15 protein-coding genes are annotated in these 17,445 nt (G+C 56.7%); 8 read left to right on the forward strand and 7 right to left on the reverse strand.

Annotation, left to right across the window (positions count from 1 at the left end; genetic code table 11):
• Positions 1 to 72: 72 nt before the first annotated feature.
• Both AC2FFP_RS04120 and AC2FFP_RS04125 read left to right on the forward strand, forming a co-directional pair.
• Positions 73 to 1,245 carry an RsmB/NOP family class I SAM-dependent RNA methyltransferase gene (locus AC2FFP_RS04120; protein ID WP_496843802.1) on the forward strand — a complete coding sequence of 391 codons (1,173 nt, stop codon included), beginning with the start codon at positions 73 to 75 and terminating at the stop codon, positions 1,243 to 1,245.
• 89 nt (positions 1,246 to 1,334) lie between these two features.
• Complete coding sequence (locus tag AC2FFP_RS04125; protein ID WP_496880749.1) at positions 1,335 to 3,629, forward strand: ATP-binding protein; 2,295 nt, start codon at positions 1,335 to 1,337, stop codon at positions 3,627 to 3,629.
• Here the strand turns inward: AC2FFP_RS04125 and AC2FFP_RS04130 are convergent, their stop codons facing one another.
• Entirely contained in the window at positions 3,630 to 4,223 is a 594-nt protein-coding gene (locus AC2FFP_RS04130) for a sulfotransferase family 2 domain-containing protein (RefSeq protein WP_496880750.1), read from the reverse strand.
• A gap of 192 nt (positions 4,224 to 4,415) precedes the next feature.
• Between AC2FFP_RS04130 and recA the strand changes: the two genes are divergently transcribed.
• From recA to AC2FFP_RS04150, 4 genes are all read left to right on the forward strand, one after another.
• Positions 4,416 to 5,483: a recombinase RecA gene (gene recA, locus AC2FFP_RS04135; RefSeq protein WP_108858591.1), complete on the forward strand. Its 1,068-nt coding sequence runs from the start codon at positions 4,416 to 4,418 to the stop codon at positions 5,481 to 5,483.
• Positions 5,484 to 5,728: 245 nt separating this feature from the next.
• Positions 5,729 to 8,398: an alanine--tRNA ligase gene (gene alaS, locus AC2FFP_RS04140; RefSeq protein ID WP_496880751.1), complete on the forward strand. Its 2,670-nt coding sequence runs from the start codon at positions 5,729 to 5,731 to the stop codon at positions 8,396 to 8,398.
• Position 8,399: 1 nt separating this feature from the next.
• Positions 8,400 to 8,687: a DUF1330 domain-containing protein gene (locus AC2FFP_RS04145; protein WP_472723800.1), complete on the forward strand. Its 288-nt coding sequence runs from the start codon at positions 8,400 to 8,402 to the stop codon at positions 8,685 to 8,687.
• 366 nt (positions 8,688 to 9,053) lie between these two features.
• Entirely contained in the window at positions 9,054 to 9,677 is a 624-nt protein-coding gene (locus tag AC2FFP_RS04150) for a transglutaminase-like cysteine peptidase (RefSeq protein ID WP_496727097.1), read from the forward strand.
• A 145-nt stretch (positions 9,678 to 9,822) separates the two neighbouring features.
• Here AC2FFP_RS04150 and AC2FFP_RS04155 read toward each other — a convergent pair whose 3' ends face one another.
• The 6 genes from AC2FFP_RS04155 to AC2FFP_RS04180 form a co-directional block, all read right to left on the reverse strand.
• Positions 9,823 to 10,587, reverse strand: coding sequence for a hypothetical protein (locus AC2FFP_RS04155; RefSeq protein ID WP_496880752.1), 765 nt, complete (start codon positions 10,585 to 10,587; stop codon positions 9,823 to 9,825).
• 437 nt (positions 10,588 to 11,024) lie between these two features.
• Positions 11,025 to 12,842 (reverse strand): translational GTPase TypA, encoded by a 1,818-nt coding sequence (typA, locus tag AC2FFP_RS04160; RefSeq protein ID WP_282168284.1) that lies wholly within the window; start codon positions 12,840 to 12,842, stop codon positions 11,025 to 11,027.
• A gap of 76 nt (positions 12,843 to 12,918) precedes the next feature.
• Entirely contained in the window at positions 12,919 to 13,254 is a 336-nt protein-coding gene (locus AC2FFP_RS04165) for a DMT family transporter (protein ID WP_496880753.1), read from the reverse strand.
• Positions 13,255 to 13,644: 390 nt separating this feature from the next.
• Positions 13,645 to 14,802 carry an HD domain-containing protein gene (locus AC2FFP_RS04170; protein ID WP_496880754.1) on the reverse strand — a complete coding sequence of 386 codons (1,158 nt, stop codon included), beginning with the start codon at positions 14,800 to 14,802 and terminating at the stop codon, positions 13,645 to 13,647.
• A complete protein-coding gene (locus tag AC2FFP_RS04175; protein WP_058271680.1) occupies positions 14,799 to 15,044 on the reverse strand; it encodes a hypothetical protein in 246 nt (81 codons plus the stop codon). Before AC2FFP_RS04175 ends, AC2FFP_RS04170 begins: the two co-directional genes overlap by 4 nt.
• A complete protein-coding gene (locus tag AC2FFP_RS04180) occupies positions 15,044 to 15,697 on the reverse strand; it encodes an alpha/beta hydrolase (protein ID WP_058271679.1) in 654 nt (217 codons plus the stop codon). Before AC2FFP_RS04180 ends, AC2FFP_RS04175 begins: the two co-directional genes overlap by 1 nt.
• Before the next feature lie 177 nt (positions 15,698 to 15,874).
• On the opposite strand from AC2FFP_RS04180, the gene iscR reads away from it, so the two are divergent.
• Together iscR and AC2FFP_RS04190 are read left to right on the forward strand one after the other, a co-directional pair.
• Complete coding sequence (gene iscR, locus AC2FFP_RS04185) at positions 15,875 to 16,333, forward strand: Fe-S cluster assembly transcriptional regulator IscR (RefSeq protein WP_496843811.1); 459 nt, start codon at positions 15,875 to 15,877, stop codon at positions 16,331 to 16,333.
• A 60-nt stretch (positions 16,334 to 16,393) separates the two neighbouring features.
• Positions 16,394 to 17,437, forward strand: a complete 1,044-nt coding sequence (locus tag AC2FFP_RS04190) for a cysteine desulfurase family protein (protein ID WP_496880755.1) — start codon at positions 16,394 to 16,396, stop codon at positions 17,435 to 17,437.
• The last annotated feature ends 8 nt before the right edge of the window (positions 17,438 to 17,445 follow it).

Below are 17,445 nucleotides of genomic sequence, written 5' to 3' on the forward strand. Positions count from 1 at the left end.
TTGCAGCACGGCGCTCCAACGCGGGCGCCGTTTTGCGTTTTTTGGGTTTGGCAGAGAAATCGGAAATATCTTATGACCCCAGCAGCGCGTGTTCAGGCTTCGATTGAAATCCTTGATGATATCCTCGCAGGGGCACCGGTTGAAAAGGCTTTGACAGGATGGGCGCGCCGCAGCCGGTTTGCGGGCTCGAAAGACCGGGCCGCCGTGCGCGATCACGTTTTCGAAGCGCTGCGTTGCAAACGGTCCTTCTCGGCCTTGGGCGGGGCAGAAACCGGGCGCGGGTTGATGATCGGTTCGATCCGGTCAACCGGCGGTGATCCAGAGGCGCTGTTTACAGGCGAACGATATACGCCAGAGCCGTTAACCGCCGCCGATGCACCGCGCGCGTTCAGCTCGGATGCCGAGCGGTGCGACATCCCCGAATGGCTCTGGCCGCGCTTTCAAACGTCGCTCGGGGATCAGGCAGAGGCGGCGGCACAGGTATTGCAAACCCGTGCACCTGTTCATTTGCGTGCTAATCTTGCCAAAACCGATCGTGCTGGTGCGATTGCTGCTTTGACCGTTGATGGGATCAGCGCGCAGGACCATCCGGCGTGTGAAACCGCCCTAGAGGTCACTGAAGGGGCCCGGAAAATTGCCCAAAGCCGCGCTTATTCCGAAGGTCTGGTTGAATTGCAGGACGCAGCCAGCCAAGCCGTGGTCGCAGCGCTCGATCTCCAGCCAGGTCTGCGTGTTCTGGATTATTGCGCAGGCGGTGGCGGCAAGTCCTTGGCTCTGGCGGCCCATTCGGGTGTCGAGGTCTTTGCGCATGATGTGAACGTAGGGCGCATGCGCGATCTGCCGACGCGGACGAAACGGGCCGGTGTGCGTGTTACCTGCCTGCAGCCGGAAGATGTGGCCCGTCAGGCGCCGTTCGATATTGTCCTGACGGATGCGCCATGCTCGGGCAGCGGCTCGTGGCGGCGTGCCCCGGCAGGTAAATGGTCACTGTCGGAAAAGGGGTTGCACGCGCTAAATGTACTTCAGTCCGACATCCTGAATTCCGCCGCTCAACTGGTTGGACCGGGTGGAATTTTGACCTATGCAACCTGTTCCATGTTGGATGACGAAAACGGCGATATTGTCGACGGATTTCTGAAACTGAATCCCGACTGGACCGAAACGCTGCGAAAGTCGTGGCTTGTGACACACGGTGTAGACGGGTTCTTTACGTCGCACTTGACGCGATATCACGTCATTGAATAACAACCTTGGGTAGAAGTTTCCGCTGTCCTTAAGGAGGCGTTAACCAAATTCGGGCTGAGTGTGACAAAGCCTTTTGACCTGAGTTGTTAATGTCCGACACTGCAGAGATCTTTTCTGAACCGACCTCGCGAAAAACGCCGGCCTTCTCGCGCCTTGTACCGCTCGTTGTTCTGGGCACATTGCTGAGCGTAACACCGTTGACAGACGTGTTACCGACCGCCTGGAATACGGGGCTTGTTGTTGCTGGCGTCTCGCTGTTATCCGCCGGTCTTCTTGTTGTTTTTCGGGGGTTCACGGCCGAACGGACGGCACGCAATTCGGCAGAAGTGATGGCCGTCTTCACCGAACAGGACTTGTGTCCGACGGTGATCGCCAACGCAAATGGCGATATTCTGAGCGCGAACACGCGGGCAAGGGCGCAGATAAATGCTTTTCCGGGTGCGCGATTGCAGCATTGCCTGAAATCCAAATTCGCTAACCCCGCAGCGATCCTGCTGCGCCTGCAATCCATCGCAGAAATCCACGAACGCGCCCGCGAAGATATCGTGACCGTTGGCTCGACAATCCCGATCTCGGTTTTCAGCGTGGGGCAGGATGTGTTCTGCTGGCGGTTTCATCTAATTGAAGGCGGGCAATGGGATGACGCCCCTGTTCCAGTGCTGACAGAGGGTCGCAATGGGGCAATTCTGCGCGTGAATGGAATGGCAGAGGCCATGATCGGTCACAGGCCCGACGTTATGGGTAAGATATTTCCCAATGACATCCCGCAACCGGGTGAAATCTCGCTGGCTGAAACTTCGGACGGGCGGGTGCCTGTGACCGTGTCTGAGCTGTCCCGCTCGGGCACTGTGCGCGATCTGCTTTTGTTGCCGATGAAATCTGCGGGTCCATCCGGGGGCGATGCCCCGTTCGCTGAGTTGCCAGTGCCGGTGATGTGTCTGTCACCCGAAGGCGAAATTCTGGATGCGAACCGGATGGCGATCAAGCTGATCGGAGAGATCCAGCCGGGCAAGTCGAATGTGGCCGAAATCATGCACGGGCTCGGCTATCCCATCCTGGATTGGTTGACCCGCACCGCGACCGAAGAGAATGCCGTTCCCCGGTCGGAATTTCTTCGCCTGTCACGTCAGGACAAAGAAGTTTTCGTGCAGGTCACACTGAACGGAGTGACGTGCAAGGGACAGACTTGTCTGATCGCCGTCCTGAATGATGCGACCGAGTTGAAGACACTGGAAGCTCAGTTCGTGCAGGGGCAAAAGATGCAGGCTGTCGGGCAATTGGCGGGCGGCGTGGCTCATGATTTTAACAACCTTCTGACTGCGATTTCGGGGCATTGCGATCTATTGCTGCTGCGGCATGATCAGAATGATCCGAACTATGGTGACCTGGTTCAGATCAACCAGAACGCCAACCGGGCCGCGGCGTTGGTCAGTCAACTTCTTGCATTCTCGCGAAAGCAGACTTTGCAGCCCGAGGTTCTGGACCTGCGCGACACAATTTCCGACCTGATCCATCTTTTGAACCGCTTGGTGGGCGAAAAGGTTCGCCTGACGTTAAGCCATGATCCCGTGCTGAAGCCTGTGCGCGCAGACAAAAGGCAGCTCGAACAGGTGTTTATGAACCTGGTTGTGAACGCACGGGACGCGATGCCCGAAGGTGGCGAGGTGCGCATCGAGACTGAGGTTATTTCTCTGACTGAACCGTTCCGGCGGGATCGTGCAACGGTTCAACCCGGCGAATACGTCACCGTGAAAGTGATCGACAGCGGCACAGGCATTCCCGCAGACAAGCTGCAAAAAGTGTTTGAGCCATTCTATACGACCAAGCGCACCGGTGAGGGGACCGGTCTTGGATTGTCGACGGTCTACGGCATCGTCAAGCAGACCGGAGGGTTCATCTTTGTCGATAGCATTCAGGGCAAGGGAACCGAATTTACCGTGTATCTGCCGGTTTCAACCGCACCGCAGAAAATTGACCAGGACATCGCCAGCCTTCCGGAAAACCCAACGTCCCGGCAGGGTGAAGGCGTAGTTCTGCTGGTCGAGGATGAGGCCCCGGTTCGGGCCTTTGCCACACGTGCATTGCGATTGAAGGGCTACACCGTGCTCGAAGCCGGATCCGCCGAAGAGGCGCTGCACCTGCTGGAGGATGGGTCGGTGCATGTGGATGCTTTCGTGACAGACGTGGTCATGCCCGGCATGGACGGGCCAACCTGGGTGCGCAAAGCGATGGAGACCCGACCGAACGTGCGGGTGATCTTTATGTCTGGCTATACCGAAGGCGCCTTTGGTGATTCAGGCCCCGAGGTTGCGAATTCCACCTTTTTGCCCAAGCCGTTCTCTCTGACGCAGTTGACCCAGGCTGTGTTTAACCAACTAAACTGACTAAAGCGCCGTTTCGTGGCAGGAAAATTCGGCGGCGTGGTGTTTGCGGAACTTCTTTTCCGTTTCCGGCGACAAGAATAGGTCGCGCTTTGGTGAGACATTCTCGCGCTGCAGGGTGATTTCCATGTTCAACCGGTCCTGCAGAAAGTTCAGGATCTTGTCTTGATTTTCGTATTTAAAAACATGCATCGCACCGAAACCGTTGTTACGGGTGCGGAAAAACTGGCTTTGACTGCCGACATCTGCAAATTCCGGGCGGTGGTTTTGCATGTAACCCTGAACAAAATCATCAAAGCTCAGGTCGCGGGTTGAATGCGGGTGCCCGATGCGGTCGTCCCGGCTGCGGTATTTGTACCAACTGCCGAGCCAGTCGATAGGTTCGCGCACGACGGCCATGATTTCCATTTCGGTGTCATACATTTTGCGAAAAATGTTCTGAAAAAACCTATCATAGCGGCGAACAGGCGCATGTTTCAATTCGGGCGGGCCGGTGACGACAAAGTCGGCCCGCGCACTTAGGGCGGTGTGATAGGCCGTGCTGCCTGTTTTTGGAACTGCCAGAAACGCAAGGCGTTCTTTATAGAAAACAAGCATTTATTCGCCCTTCGCAGCTTGATTTTGTAGTCGCAGATTGGCGTAAACGACTCTTTAACACAATTGCCGAACAGTAAGTATTGTAAGTTTTAGTTGAAATGTTCTCTTTTTGGTCCCATAAGGAACAAGAGGCGAACAAAGCAGTGATTGCCGCCCGATCATGGGTGTGACAAAAGAGAAGGCGACAGGACAATGGCGGATCTTCTGACAATGAGCGACAAGAAAAACGCAGACAAGCAAAAGGCGCTTGATAGCGCGCTGGCGCAAATCGAACGGCAGTTCGGCAAGGGCTCGATCATGAAGCTGGGCGAGGATGCCAAGCAGGACATTGATGCAAGCTCGACCGGGTCTTTGGGCCTGGATATCGCGCTGGGTATTGGTGGTCTGCCGATGGGTCGGATTGTTGAGATTTATGGCCCGGAAAGCTCGGGTAAGACCACGCTGACGCTGCATTGCATTGCAGAACAGCAAAAACGCGGTGGTGTGTGCGCATTCGTGGATGCCGAACACGCGTTGGATCCTCAATATGCCCGCAAACTGGGTGTTGATCTGGATGAGCTTCTGATCTCGCAGCCTGACACAGGTGAACAGGCGCTAGAGATCACCGACACGCTTGTTCGTTCGGGCGCGGTGAACATGGTTGTCGTCGACTCAGTTGCGGCTTTGACGCCGAAATCGGAGCTCGAAGGCGACATGGGCGACAGCAGCGTTGGCGTGCAGGCCCGATTGATGAGCCAGGCGATGCGTAAACTGACGGGCTCGATCAGCCGCTCGAATTGCATGGTGATCTTTATCAACCAAATCCGGATGAAGATCGGCGTAATGTTCGGTAGCCCCGAAACCACGACCGGTGGTAACGCGCTGAAATTCTACAGCTCGGTTCGTTTGGATATTCGCCGGATTGGCGCGATCAAAGATCGTGATGAGGTTGTCGGCAACCAGACGCGCGTCAAGGTGGTCAAGAACAAGGTGGCGCCGCCCTTCAAGCAAGTGGAATTCGACATCATGTATGGCGAAGGCATCAGCAAGATGGGTGAGTTGCTGGATCTCGGCGTCAAGGCTGGAGTGGTCGAGAAATCGGGCTCGTGGTTCAGCTATGGCGACGAACGGATCGGGCAGGGGCGTGAGAATGCCAAACAATACCTGCGCGACAACAGCCGCATTGCGCTGGATATCGAAGACAAGATTCGGGCCGCGCACGGCCTGGAGTTCGACATGCCACCCGGTTCTGCCGAGGAAGATGACATCCTCGAGGCGTAACAGCCCAATTGGGGGCCGCAAAAATCCCCCGGTTTTGCATGAATTGAGAATACTCGAAACAAGGCGGTCCGCGTGGCCGCCTTAACCCGTTCTGTAAACGGTGATCTTGCATTATTGGTGTGTACGGATCTTGTTGAGGGGTTTTCTAGCCCTTCAAAATCAAGGCCGATTTATCTTTGTGGACTATCCTTGGGTACGGGGATAAACCATTTCAGAACACTGAGATTGCGCGCCGAGAGAGCCATATGCCCACGCTGAACGAAATCCGCTCAACCTTTCTGAATTATTTTGCCAAACAGGGGCATGAAATTGTCGCGTCCAGCCCGCTGGTTCCGCGCAATGACCCGACTTTGATGTTCGTGAACTCGGGCATGGTGCAGTTCAAGAACCTGTTCACCGGTGTTGAAACCCGTGATTATCAGCGCGCCACGACGGCACAGAAATGCGTGCGCGCCGGCGGTAAGCACAATGACCTCGATAACGTTGGCTATACCGCGCGGCACCACACATTCTTTGAAATGCTGGGAAACTTTTCCTTCGGCAATTACTTCAAACACGAGGCGATCCCGTTTGCGTGGGAGTTGATCACCAAGGAATTCGGCATCGACAAGAACCGCTTGTTGGCAACGGTGTATCACACGGATGACGAGGCGTTCGAGATCTGGAAAAAGGTCGGCGTTCCCGAAGACCGGATTATCCGCATCGCCACCAGCGACAATTTCTGGCAGATGGGTCCAACTGGTCCATGTGGACCTTGTACCGAAATTTTCTACGACCATGGCGATCACATCTGGGGTGGCCCTCCGGGATCGCCCGACGAAGACGGCGATCGGTTCATCGAAATCTGGAACATCGTTTTCATGCAGAACGAGCAGTTCGAAGACGGCTCGATGGTCGAACTCGACATGCAGTCGATCGACACCGGCATGGGGCTGGAACGGATTGGCGCGCTGCTGCAGGGCAGCCATGACAACTATGACACCGACCTGTTCAAGACATTGATCGAAGCGTCTGCTCATGCCACCGGGGTTGACCCCTATGGCGACCAGAATGTGCACCACCGGGTAATTGCGGACCACCTGCGCGCGACTTCCTTCCTGATCGCTGATGGCGTGATGCCGTCCAATGACGGGCGTGGCTATGTGCTGCGCCGGATCATGCGTCGCGCAATGCGTCATGCGCATCTTCTGGGGGCGAAAGATCCGGTTATGTATCAGCTGGTGCCAAGTCTGGTGCAGCTGATGGGCGCGCAATACACTGAGTTGGGACAGGCGCAGCCATTGATCGAAGAGACGCTCCTGTTGGAGGAAACGCGGTTCAAGCAAACCCTCGATCGTGGTCTGAAACTCCTGGATGATGAAGTTGCAGGCTTGCCCGAGGGCGCGGCACTTCCGGGTGATGCGGCATTCAAATTGTACGACACGTATGGGTTTCCGCTGGACCTGACGCAGGACGCCCTGCGTGAAAAGGGTCGTTCCGTGGACACGGACGGGTTCGACGCGGCCATGGCCGAACAAAAAGCCAAGGCCCGTGCGGCATGGGCTGGTTCGGGTGAAGCTGCAGATCAGGCAGTGTGGTTTGATGTGCTGGATACTGCCGGGGCTACGGATTTTCTGGGCTATGACACGGAAAAGGCCGAAGGGCAGGTTGCTGCGTTGGTGGTTGACGGTGCGTTGGTCGACACAATTGAAAAAGGCGGATCTGGCTGGGTGATTGTCAACCAGACACCGTTCTATGGCGAAGCTGGCGGTCAGATCGGTGATACTGGTGAAATCCGGCGTTTGGAAGAACGCGATGACATGGCGCGGGTCGAAGACACCAGAAAATTCGCTGATGGCAAAATCTATGCCCACAAAGTGACCGTTGATCAGGGCGCTTTGTCCAAAGGTGACGCGGTCGAGCTTGAGGTCGACCATGCGCGGCGCACGGCAATTCGCGCAAACCACTCGGCCACGCACCTGCTCCACGAGGCGTTGCGTGAAACGTTGGGCGATCATGTTGCACAGCGCGGCTCGCTGAACGCGGCTGACCGGTTGAGGTTTGACTTCAGCCATTCCAAGGCGCTGAGTGCGGATGAGATCCAAAAGGTCGAACGCGATGTAAATGACTTCATCCGTCAGAACTCGACTGTCGAAACGCGGATCATGACCCCTGATGATGCGCGCGAACTGGGTGCACAGGCGCTGTTTGGCGAGAAATACGGCGACGAAGTCCGTGTCGTGTCCATGGGCAAAGCTCCGACCGGTAAAGGTCAGGATGGCGAGACCTGGTCGATTGAACTGTGCGGCGGCACCCATGTACGTCAGACTGGTGACATCGGTACTTTTGTGGTTCTGGGCGACAGCGCCAGCAGCGCGGGCGTACGCCGGATCGAGGCTCTGACCGGTGACGAGGCGCTGCGGCATCTGTCCCAGCAGGATCAGCGTCTGGGTCAGATCGCATCAGAACTCAAGGCGCAGCCAGATGACGTTGTTGGCCGCGTCAAAGCACTGTTGGACGAACGCAAATCGCTGCAAAACGAAGTGGCGCAGCTGCGCCGCGATCTGGCCATGGCCGGCGGGGCCGGGCAGAGTGGCGGCGAAGCGCGTGAGGTGAACGGGGTCGCTTTCCTTGCGCAGGCGCTGAACGGCGTATCGGGCAAGGACTTGCCGGCGTTGATTGATGAGCACAAAAGCCGTCTGGGGTCCGGCGCCGTTCTGCTGATCGCGGATGCGGGCGGTAAGGCTGCTGTTGCGGCCGGTGTGACGGCCGATCTGACCGACAAGGTTTCGGCAGTCGATCTGGTTCGTGCGGCCGTCTCAGAACTGGGCGGCAAGGGCGGCGGTGGACGCCCCGACATGGCGCAGGGCGGTGGCAAGGACGCGTCGAACGCAGATGCGGCGATCAAGGCCGCAGAACAGGTTTTGGGAGGATAAGATGGCAGCACTCTGGATTGCTCACGTCACCGTGACGGATGCGGACGCATATGCGAAATACGCAGAACTCGCAGGGCCTGCGATTGCCAAGCACGGCGGGGCGTTTATTGCCCGCGCTGCACGTTATGTCCAACTGGAAGGCAAAGAGCGTCCGCGCAATGTGGTCGCCAAGTTTCCGTCCGTCGAGGCCGCGGTCGAGTGCTATAATTCACCGGAGTACCAGCAGGCCCTGGACCACGCGCGCGGCGCAAGTGAGCGTGAACTGGTGGTTGTAGAAATTACCGAATAAGAATAAGCCAAGTCTGATCCGCGGGTTTTCTGCCAATCAGATCCATTCATGGGCGAAATTCAGCCGAACTGTTCACAAGTGAAGTGAACCGTATTGTGGCAGTTTTCCACCCAATCGGAATCTTCGTGATTCCAGTATCTTATTTTATTGGAATGAGAGTTATTAGGTATCTTCCCGCCTAGATTGTGGCGCTTTTTTCTCAATTCCTGCGCGAAATGGTCATATTGAGTGACGAATTTCCGCCTTTTTTCCCCTTCACTTTCGCCAAAGATTGTACAAGCGCTACCGTTTACCATTAGGTTTTTCTAATCGAATACGGTCCTGCTTGTCGTCAATCGTTGCGTAGACAGGGATCGAGGTACGGGCATGAAATCGGAAGATATCGGACTCAAGGCCGCTCTCGGGCGGTTGAAGACATTTTCAGGTCGGGCAGTGGGGATTGCTGCTTTGGTTTACGGGGCCGCGGTTTTCGCGTCTCAGGCGGATGCGAGCGAGGGCAACTTCATCCGTACTCTTGCGGCGTCCCCTCCGCCTTCCGGTGCGCAGCAGTTGTGCCGACAGTACGCTTGGGCGTGCTCAAGCAAGACGTCAGTACGCATGACGTCCCAACAGGAAATGCAGATCATTGAGCGGATCAACCGTCAGGTCAACGCAACGACGCGCGCGGTTACGGATCAGACGCAATACCGCACCACCGAGCGGTGGGCTTTGCCGACAACGCGCGGCGGGGATTGCGAGGATTTTGCTCTTTTGAAGAAAAGAGATCTGATCAGGGCAGGCGTTGATCCAAACAAATTGCTGATTGCGACAGTGTTGGATACGCGCCGAAATGCACATGCAGTTCTTGTCTATCGCTCCGCTCAGGGCGATTTGGTGCTGGACAATTTGACCAACCGGATCAAACCCTGGTCGGCCACGCGGTATTTGTTCCTTCGGATGCAGGATCCGGCGAAACCCAGCCATTGGGTTGGTGTGTACGGAAGAAGTTAAAAATATCGACTGATCTATCAGGCTATGCATGGCAAAAGGGGCGACACGATAGTCGCCCCTTTGTTTGTCAGGCCGAACGTCGAGACGTTTTCGGCGTTTTTCAAGGCGTCGCCAAAAATTTCAGGCTGCTTTGCGGTTGATCGCGTCAGAGTGTGCCGCCGCTGCCATCGGCGCCGCCGCCACCGGCACCGCCGCCGCTTCCGTCGCTGCCACCGCCACCGGCTCCACCGCCGCTGCCGTCGCTGCCACCGCCGCCGTCGCCGCCACCGCTGCCATCGGCACCGCCACCACCGGCACCGCCACCGCTTCCGTCGCTGCCACCGCCATCGTTGCCGTCGCCATTGCCGCCGCCATTGCCGTCGCCGCTATTGGAGTTTCCACCGTCATTGCTGCCGCCATTACCGCTGCCGCTGTCGGAGTTACCGCCGCCATTGCTGCCACCGTTACCATCGCCGCTGCTGGAGTTTCCGCCGCCATTACTGCCGCCGTTGCCGTCGCCGCTGCCGGAGTTACCGCCGCCGTTGCTACCGCCATTGCCATCACCGCTGCCGGAGTTTTCGCCGCCATTGCTGTCGCCGTTGCCGTCACCGCTGCCGGAATTACCGCCACCGTTGCCACCGTCGTTGCTACCACCGTTGCCGCCGCCATTGCTTCCGCCGCCATTGCCGCTGCCGCCATCACCACCATCGCCGGATTCACCACTTGTGCCGGATACTCCGGCACCGCCGCTGCTTTCGGACGAACCGTTGTTACCACTTGAAGAGCTTCTGTCATCGCCGTCGCTGGTGCGGTTCCTTGCAACGGTTGCCGTCGGGATATCAGTCAAAATCGCTGCGAACAGAGGACAGGCTTGCGATGTGCGGGCCAAGATATCCTCAAAGTCGGCCCGGCGCTGAATGTAGCGCAGCATCCGCTTGTCGACGACTTTGCAACTACAAAGCGTTTCGGTGGATACAGATTGCCGGGCTGTTTTGACTTTGCAAACTTCAGCTGCATGAGCCGCGCTTGTTGCCATCAGTGGGAATGTCGCGGATAAAAATACAAACGAATATAATCGGGATCTTACGCGCATAGCGCTACTCCTTTAAACTCATTACCAACACCTATTAACAAAGTAATTGTGCCACAGTTTGGACAAAAATACATCCGTACTTTGCCTCAATTGTTGGTCGAGTAACAGCGATAAACCCCAGTAGATTTGCAACCTATTGGTGAAACTGTATGAAAAACTTAAGAAAAAGCCCGTCAGTAAGACGGGCTTTCTTTTGATTTAGATGGTAATTCTAGAATTAATTCTGCCACGAACGGCACATTGTTTAGATTATGTAAACAATGTCACAGACCGGTTCAGGCCGATCTTGCCATCCGTTTCCGCTCGTGCGGGTCAAGATAACGCTTGCGCAGTCGAATGGCGTTTGGAGTGACCTCAACCAGTTCGTCATCATCGATATAGGCAATCGCCTCTTCCAGAGAATACTGGATATGAGGTGTCAGGCGCACGGCGTCATCGGAACCGCTGGCGCGCACGTTGGTCAGTTTCTTGCCTTTGAGCGGGTTCACCTCAAGGTCGTTATCGCGTGAGTGTTCGCCGATGACCATGCCCTGATACACGTCGGTTTGCGGGGCAACGAACATCCGGCCGCGCTCTTCCAGGTTCCACAGCGCATAAGCCACGGCCTGTCCGTTTTCCATCGAGATCAGAACCCCCGCACGACGACCCGGGATCGGGCCTTTGTGGGCCGCCCAGCCGTGGAACACACGGTTCAGAACACCGGTGCCGCGTGTGTCGGTCAGGAACTCGCCGTGATATCCGATCAATCCGCGCGACGGTACATGCGCGATAATACGGGTCTTGCCCGCGCCGGCCGGGCGCATTTCGGCCAGTTCACCTTTGCGCGCGCCAGTGATCTTTTCGATCACCGAGCCTGAATATTCATCGTCGACGTCAATGGTGACTTCTTCGATGGGCTCCATGCGCTGACCATCTTCTTCGCGGAACAGAACCTGTGGACGCGAGATGCTGAGCTCAAACCCTTCACGGCGCATGTTCTCGATCAGAACGCCCATCTGCAATTCGCCACGGCCAGCGACCTCAAAGGCATCGCCGCCGGGTGTGTCGGAAATGCGGATCGCGACGTTCGACTCGGCCTCTTTCATTAGGCGGTCGCGGATAACACGCGACTGAACTTTTTTGCCGTCCCGACCGGCGAGCGGCGAGTCGTTGATGCCGAAGGTCACGGTGATGGTCGGCGGGTCGATGGGCTGTGCGGGCAGGGCTTCGTCAACCTGGGGCGAAACCAACGAGTCGGCCACGGTTGCCTTGCTCATGCCTGCAATGGTGACGATGTCACCGGCTTCGGCGACATCGATTGGCTGTTGGGCCAGTCCGCGGAACGCCAGAATTTTCGAGGCGCGGAAGTTTTCGATCAGCGTGCCATCGCGGCTCAGCGCCTTGAGGTTGTCGCCGGCTTTCAAAGTGCCGCTTTCCACACGACCGGTCAGGATGCGACCGATGAACGGATCGCTGCCCAGCGTCGTGGCCAGCATGCGGAAGGGTTCTTCTTTGTTTTCGACCTGTTTTGGGGCAGGGACGTGATCGACGATCAGATCGAACAAGGCGGTCAGGTCCTTGCGCGGCCCGTCCAGCTCCATATCTGCCCAGCCAGAACGGCCTGAGGCATACATGGCAGGAAAATCCAGCTGATCGTCGTCAGCGCCGAGGTTGGCGAACAAGTCAAAGCATTCATCAAGTGCACGGTCGGGTTCAGCGTCGGGTTTGTCGACCTTGTTCAGCACTACGATGGGACGCAGGCCCAGCGCCAACGCCTTGGACGTCACGAATTTGGTCTGCGGCATCGGGCCTTCGGCGGCGTCCACCAACAGGACAACACCGTCGACCATGCTGAGGATCCGCTCAACCTCGCCACCGAAATCGGCGTGGCCGGGGGTGTCAACGATGTTGACCCGGGTGCCTTTCCATTCGACCGAGGTCGCTTTGGCAAGGATGGTGATGCCGCGTTCGCGCTCCAGATCATTGCTATCCATGGCGCGTTCGGCCACCGCCTGGTTTTCCCGGAACGCACCGGATTGTTTGAGCAGCTCATCCACCAGGGTCGTTTTACCGTGGTCCACGTGAGCGATGATTGCGATATTGCGCAGGTCCATGAGAGGTCAGCCTTTGAACGGGAAGTTGCCGCGCGCATAACGCGGATTGACCGAATAGGCCAGCCCTAACCGGTCGTCAGTGGCCCGCTGTGCTGGAAAACAAGTGAATGATCAGGATTCCGGCCAATATCATCGCCAAACCGAGCACCGCAGGCCAGTCCAGGCGCTGACCAAAAACAATGAAGCCTATGATGGCGATCAGAACGATCCCCAAGCCTGACCAAATGGCATAGACGATGCCGACCGGCATAAATTTAAGGGTGAGGCCCAGCAGGTAAAATGCAACTCCGTAACCCATGACAACCAAAACAGAGGGCCAAAACCGGCTGAACTGCTGGCTGGCCTGCAGCGCCGTTGTGCCAATTGTTTCGGCGAAAACCGCCAGCAATAGGATGAGATAGGCTTTGGGCACGGCAGGTCTCGATTCAGTTGCAGTTGGGGAGGTTGACCACAAATTCCCAATTCCCGACAAGGGGAATTTGAATGGATATCGGGAAAAGTTCGGTGCCGGAAGCACCGGCGTTGCCCACCCAAGAGGTCAGGATAACCATACTATTTCAAAGAGAAAAATTCTGATATGAAATGGGTGGTTTTTAGTTTTCTTTTATGAGTTTTCAATGACGAAATTTGCGATATCCGTGATCGTTGCTTCGGCATTCATAGTGGCGCTTGGGTGGCTTGCGGGCGGGGGGTCCGTCGACATAAACGCAGCCAGTGGTGTTGAGCGGTTTGAAAGTTTTAAGGTTTAAGTGCCTGCCGGAACGATTGGAAAAGGGGCCTTTGTGCCCCTTTTTCTATTGGCTCAACCGACAGTGTTTTCTGAAAAATACGTGCTCAGTTGCGGTCGCAACCATGACCAAAGCGCTGGTGCGCCGCGATTGATCGGCGTTCCCACACGGCGTTCGATCTGGGCAAAGGTCACGTTGTAATCGACCCAGGATCCGCCACCTGTTTCAAGGTTTCCGATCGGGGTTTGAAACCGATCGATCGCCTTGGCAAATCGCGCGTCTGGCGTCTCGGCCGCCTCGAACTCCTCCCATAGCGTCCGGAAGGCGTGTTGCGGTGCCTCGGGCAACAACCCGAACAACCTGTCGGCTGCTGCCTTTTCCTCGGCTTCTTGTGCGGCGTGGTCGACTTGTCCGTGGATGGGATGATCTCCGGCATCAATTTCGACGATGTCATGCAGTAGAAGCATTTTCAGGACTTGGTCCAGCGATACACCGGGCTGCGCGTATTCCGCCAAAACCCAAGCAAACAGCATGATGTGCCAGGAATGTTCGGCCGAGTTCTCAAACCGATCGTCAGACAACAGGCGCGAGGCGCGGTAAACGGACTTCAGGCGGTCTGCCTCAATCAGAAAAGCCAGCCGTTCAGAAAACGCAGTTTCGGGCGTTGACTGCGCGTGCAGCATGGCGCTGGCCAGAGCGTGTGCTTGGGGGAATTCCAGTGCCAAATACGCGGCGCGACCACTGCAGAGGTTTTCCCGCGCTACTTCAACATGATCCGGGTTGGGGGTTGGCGAACACAAGACTTGAAACAGCGGTTGGCATCGGTCCAGATACTTGGCGAATTTCGCGTCCGGCGTCGTGTCGGCCTCGAACTCTTCCCACAGGGCTTGAAACGCAGACGTCTGATCGTCCGGCAAGAGACTAAACAACTCGTCCGCCGCCGCGCGCTCGGCGCGTTCCACGGCGTTCCAATCGGTTTCCAGGTGAATGGGGTGATCGCCGACGATGATCTCGACCAGATCGTGCAACAGCAGCATGCGTATGACGCGGTTAATGTTAACGTCGTCACCCGCCAGCGGCTCCATCGTCAATGCCCATAAGGCCAGGTGCCAGCTGTGTTCTGCAGAGTTTTCAGGGCGGGACCGATCCAGGAGCGCATTGGCGCGATCGACCGACTTCAGCCTGTCCGCGCGTTTCAGGAATTCAAGTTGCGCGGACAGTCTTTCAGTCATTTCTTTTCAATCGCTTTCACCTGGGATCGATGTTTGGTCAGTGCGTCGATGACAAACTTGCGCGCTTTGCGTTCAGCAATGCGTACACGCATTTCGGTCAAAAAGGCCTCTTCCAAGGTCTGGGAGGAGGCGCCCAAAAGCTCTCCCACCTCGACAAAGAAACGATCATTGCCGGTTTCGTCCATCACCTTCATTGTGTCCTCGGCCAGTTTGGCCGCAAGTGTTGTGATGGTATTCGACATTAGCGCGTGTTCTCGGTCAGGCGACGCTTCACATAGTCACTGACATCGGTGATCAGCGTGTCCATGTGACGGTCCTGGAAGAAGTGATCAGCACCCTCAACCTCGTTATGGGTGATGGTGATGCCCTTTTGTTCGTGCAGCTTGTTGACCAGCGACGTTGTGTCGGCGGGCGGGGCCACACGGTCGGAAGAGCCGTTGATGATCAGGCCAGAGGACGGGCAGGGCGCCAGGAACGAGAAGTCATACATGTTGGCTGGGGGCGACACGCTGATAAAGCCCGTAATTTCGGGGCGGCGCATCAGCAGCTGCATTCCGATCCAGGCACCAAACGAGAAACCGGCAACCCAGCAGTGCTTGGAGTTGTTGTTCATCGACTGCAGATAGTCCAGCGCTGACGCTGCATCGCTCAGCTCACCGATGCCCTGATCGTATTCGCCTTGGCTGCGGCCCACGCCGCGGAAGTTAAAGCGCAACACGGTAAAGCCCATGTTGTAAAACGCATAGTGCAGATTATAGACCACCTTGTTGTTCATGGTCCCGCCGAATTGTGGATGCGGGTGCAGCACGATGGCAATCGGTGCGTCTTTTTCCTTTTGCGGGTGGTAGCGGCCTTCCAGGCGGCCTTCGGGTCCGGGAAAAATCACCTCGGGCATGTGTGCTTTGGTCCTGTCTTTTTCTTCCTGATGCCATGATATACTTGACGGTAATCGTAAGGCACTTTAGAACGGTTCTAATTATGATGCTTTGCGCAAGGCGCTGCCTGTCGGAGATACGCACTGGCGGCGGCGGCGTCAATGTTTTCGCTAATAACCTGCCACGAGGGAAAGACAATGAAGCTTTCGACAAAGGGTCGTTACGCGATGGTTGCACTGGCTGATATTGCTCTACAGCCCTCGGACCGCTTGGTGACGCTTAGCGAAATTTCCGAACGTCAGGATGTCTCGCTTCCTTATCTTGAACAGCTTTTCGTCAAATTGCGCCGGGCCGAACTGGTTTCGTCCGTACGTGGACCGGGCGGCGGGTATCGTTTGGCGCGGCCTGCTTCCGAGATTCGGGTGGTCGAAGTTCTGGCGGCGGTGGATGAAACCGTGGACGCGCTGCAAAAAGGTGCTGGTGCATCTGGGGCATCCTCGGGCAGCCGGGCGCAGTCATTGACCAACCGTCTTTGGGAAGGTCTTAGTGCGCACGTCTACGTCTTTTTGCACCAGACGTGCTTGTCAGATGTAATCAAGAACGATCTGGCACCGTGCCCGGCAGTTCCCAGTCTGTTTTCCATCGTTGATGAGTAATCTAATGCTGTTTGCCTCTTGGGTTTCTTCCCCGCTTTGCGACGACGAAAAGATGTATCCATGAATCGTATTTATCTGGATCATAACGCAACAACACCGCTGCGCCCCGAGGCGCGTGAGGCCATGGTGGCAGCGATGGATTTGTGCGGGAACCCCTCATCCGTTCACGCCGAAGGCCGCGCGGCCAAGGCTCTGATCGAACGGGCAAGGGCGCAGGTTGCAGCCGCATTTGGTGCGGATGGGGCAGACGTTGTATTTACATCAGGTTCGACCGAAGGGGCCGCGCTGACATTGGGCAATCGTGATTTGCACGGGTCCGCGATTGAGCATGACGCGATCAGATCATGGATCAACGAAGACTTGCTCACGTCGCAATCCGGTCAGGTGGATGTGTCAAACCCCGAGCAGTCGACCCTGCAATTGGCGAATTCCGAGACGGGGATTGTCCAATCTTTGCCAAACGGATTGGCCGTGACGGATGCGACACAGGCCTTTGGCAAGTTGCCGGTGGCCTTTAACTGGCTGGGCGTCCAGATGGCGCTGATTTCGGCCCACAAGCTGGGCGGCCCGAAAGGGATTGGCGCGGTGGTGATGAAACGTGGCACCGAACTGCCTGCAATGATCAAAGGCGGTGGGCAAGAGATGGGTCGTCGGTCAGGTACCGAAAATGTCATTGGAATCGCGGGGTTCGGGGCGGCAGCTGAAGCTGCGGCGCGGGATCTTTCAAATGGTATCTGGGAACAGGTTCGTGAATTTAGAAATATTCTAGAAAATGCCCTTGAGGCTGGTTCTAAATCTACTATTTTTGTCGGGAAAGGTCAGGACCGCCTTCCGAATACCTCGTGTTTCGCAACCCCCGGCTGGAAGGGCGAAACGCAGGTCATGCAGATGGATCTGGCAGGCTTCGCTATCAGTGCAGGTTCTGCCTGTTCCGGCGGCAAGGTCCGGGCAAGCGCGGTGCTGACCGCGATGGGTTTTGATGAGGTCACAGCAGCAAGCGCGATCCGCGTGTCTCTGGGACCTTTGACCACTGAAGAAGATGTGCTGCGTTTCGCCGAAACGTGGCTTGAAAAAGAAAAGAAGCATCGCGCGCGCGCTGCGTGATCTGACGG

Source organism: Ruegeria sp. YTSC004, from assembly GCF_059609805.1.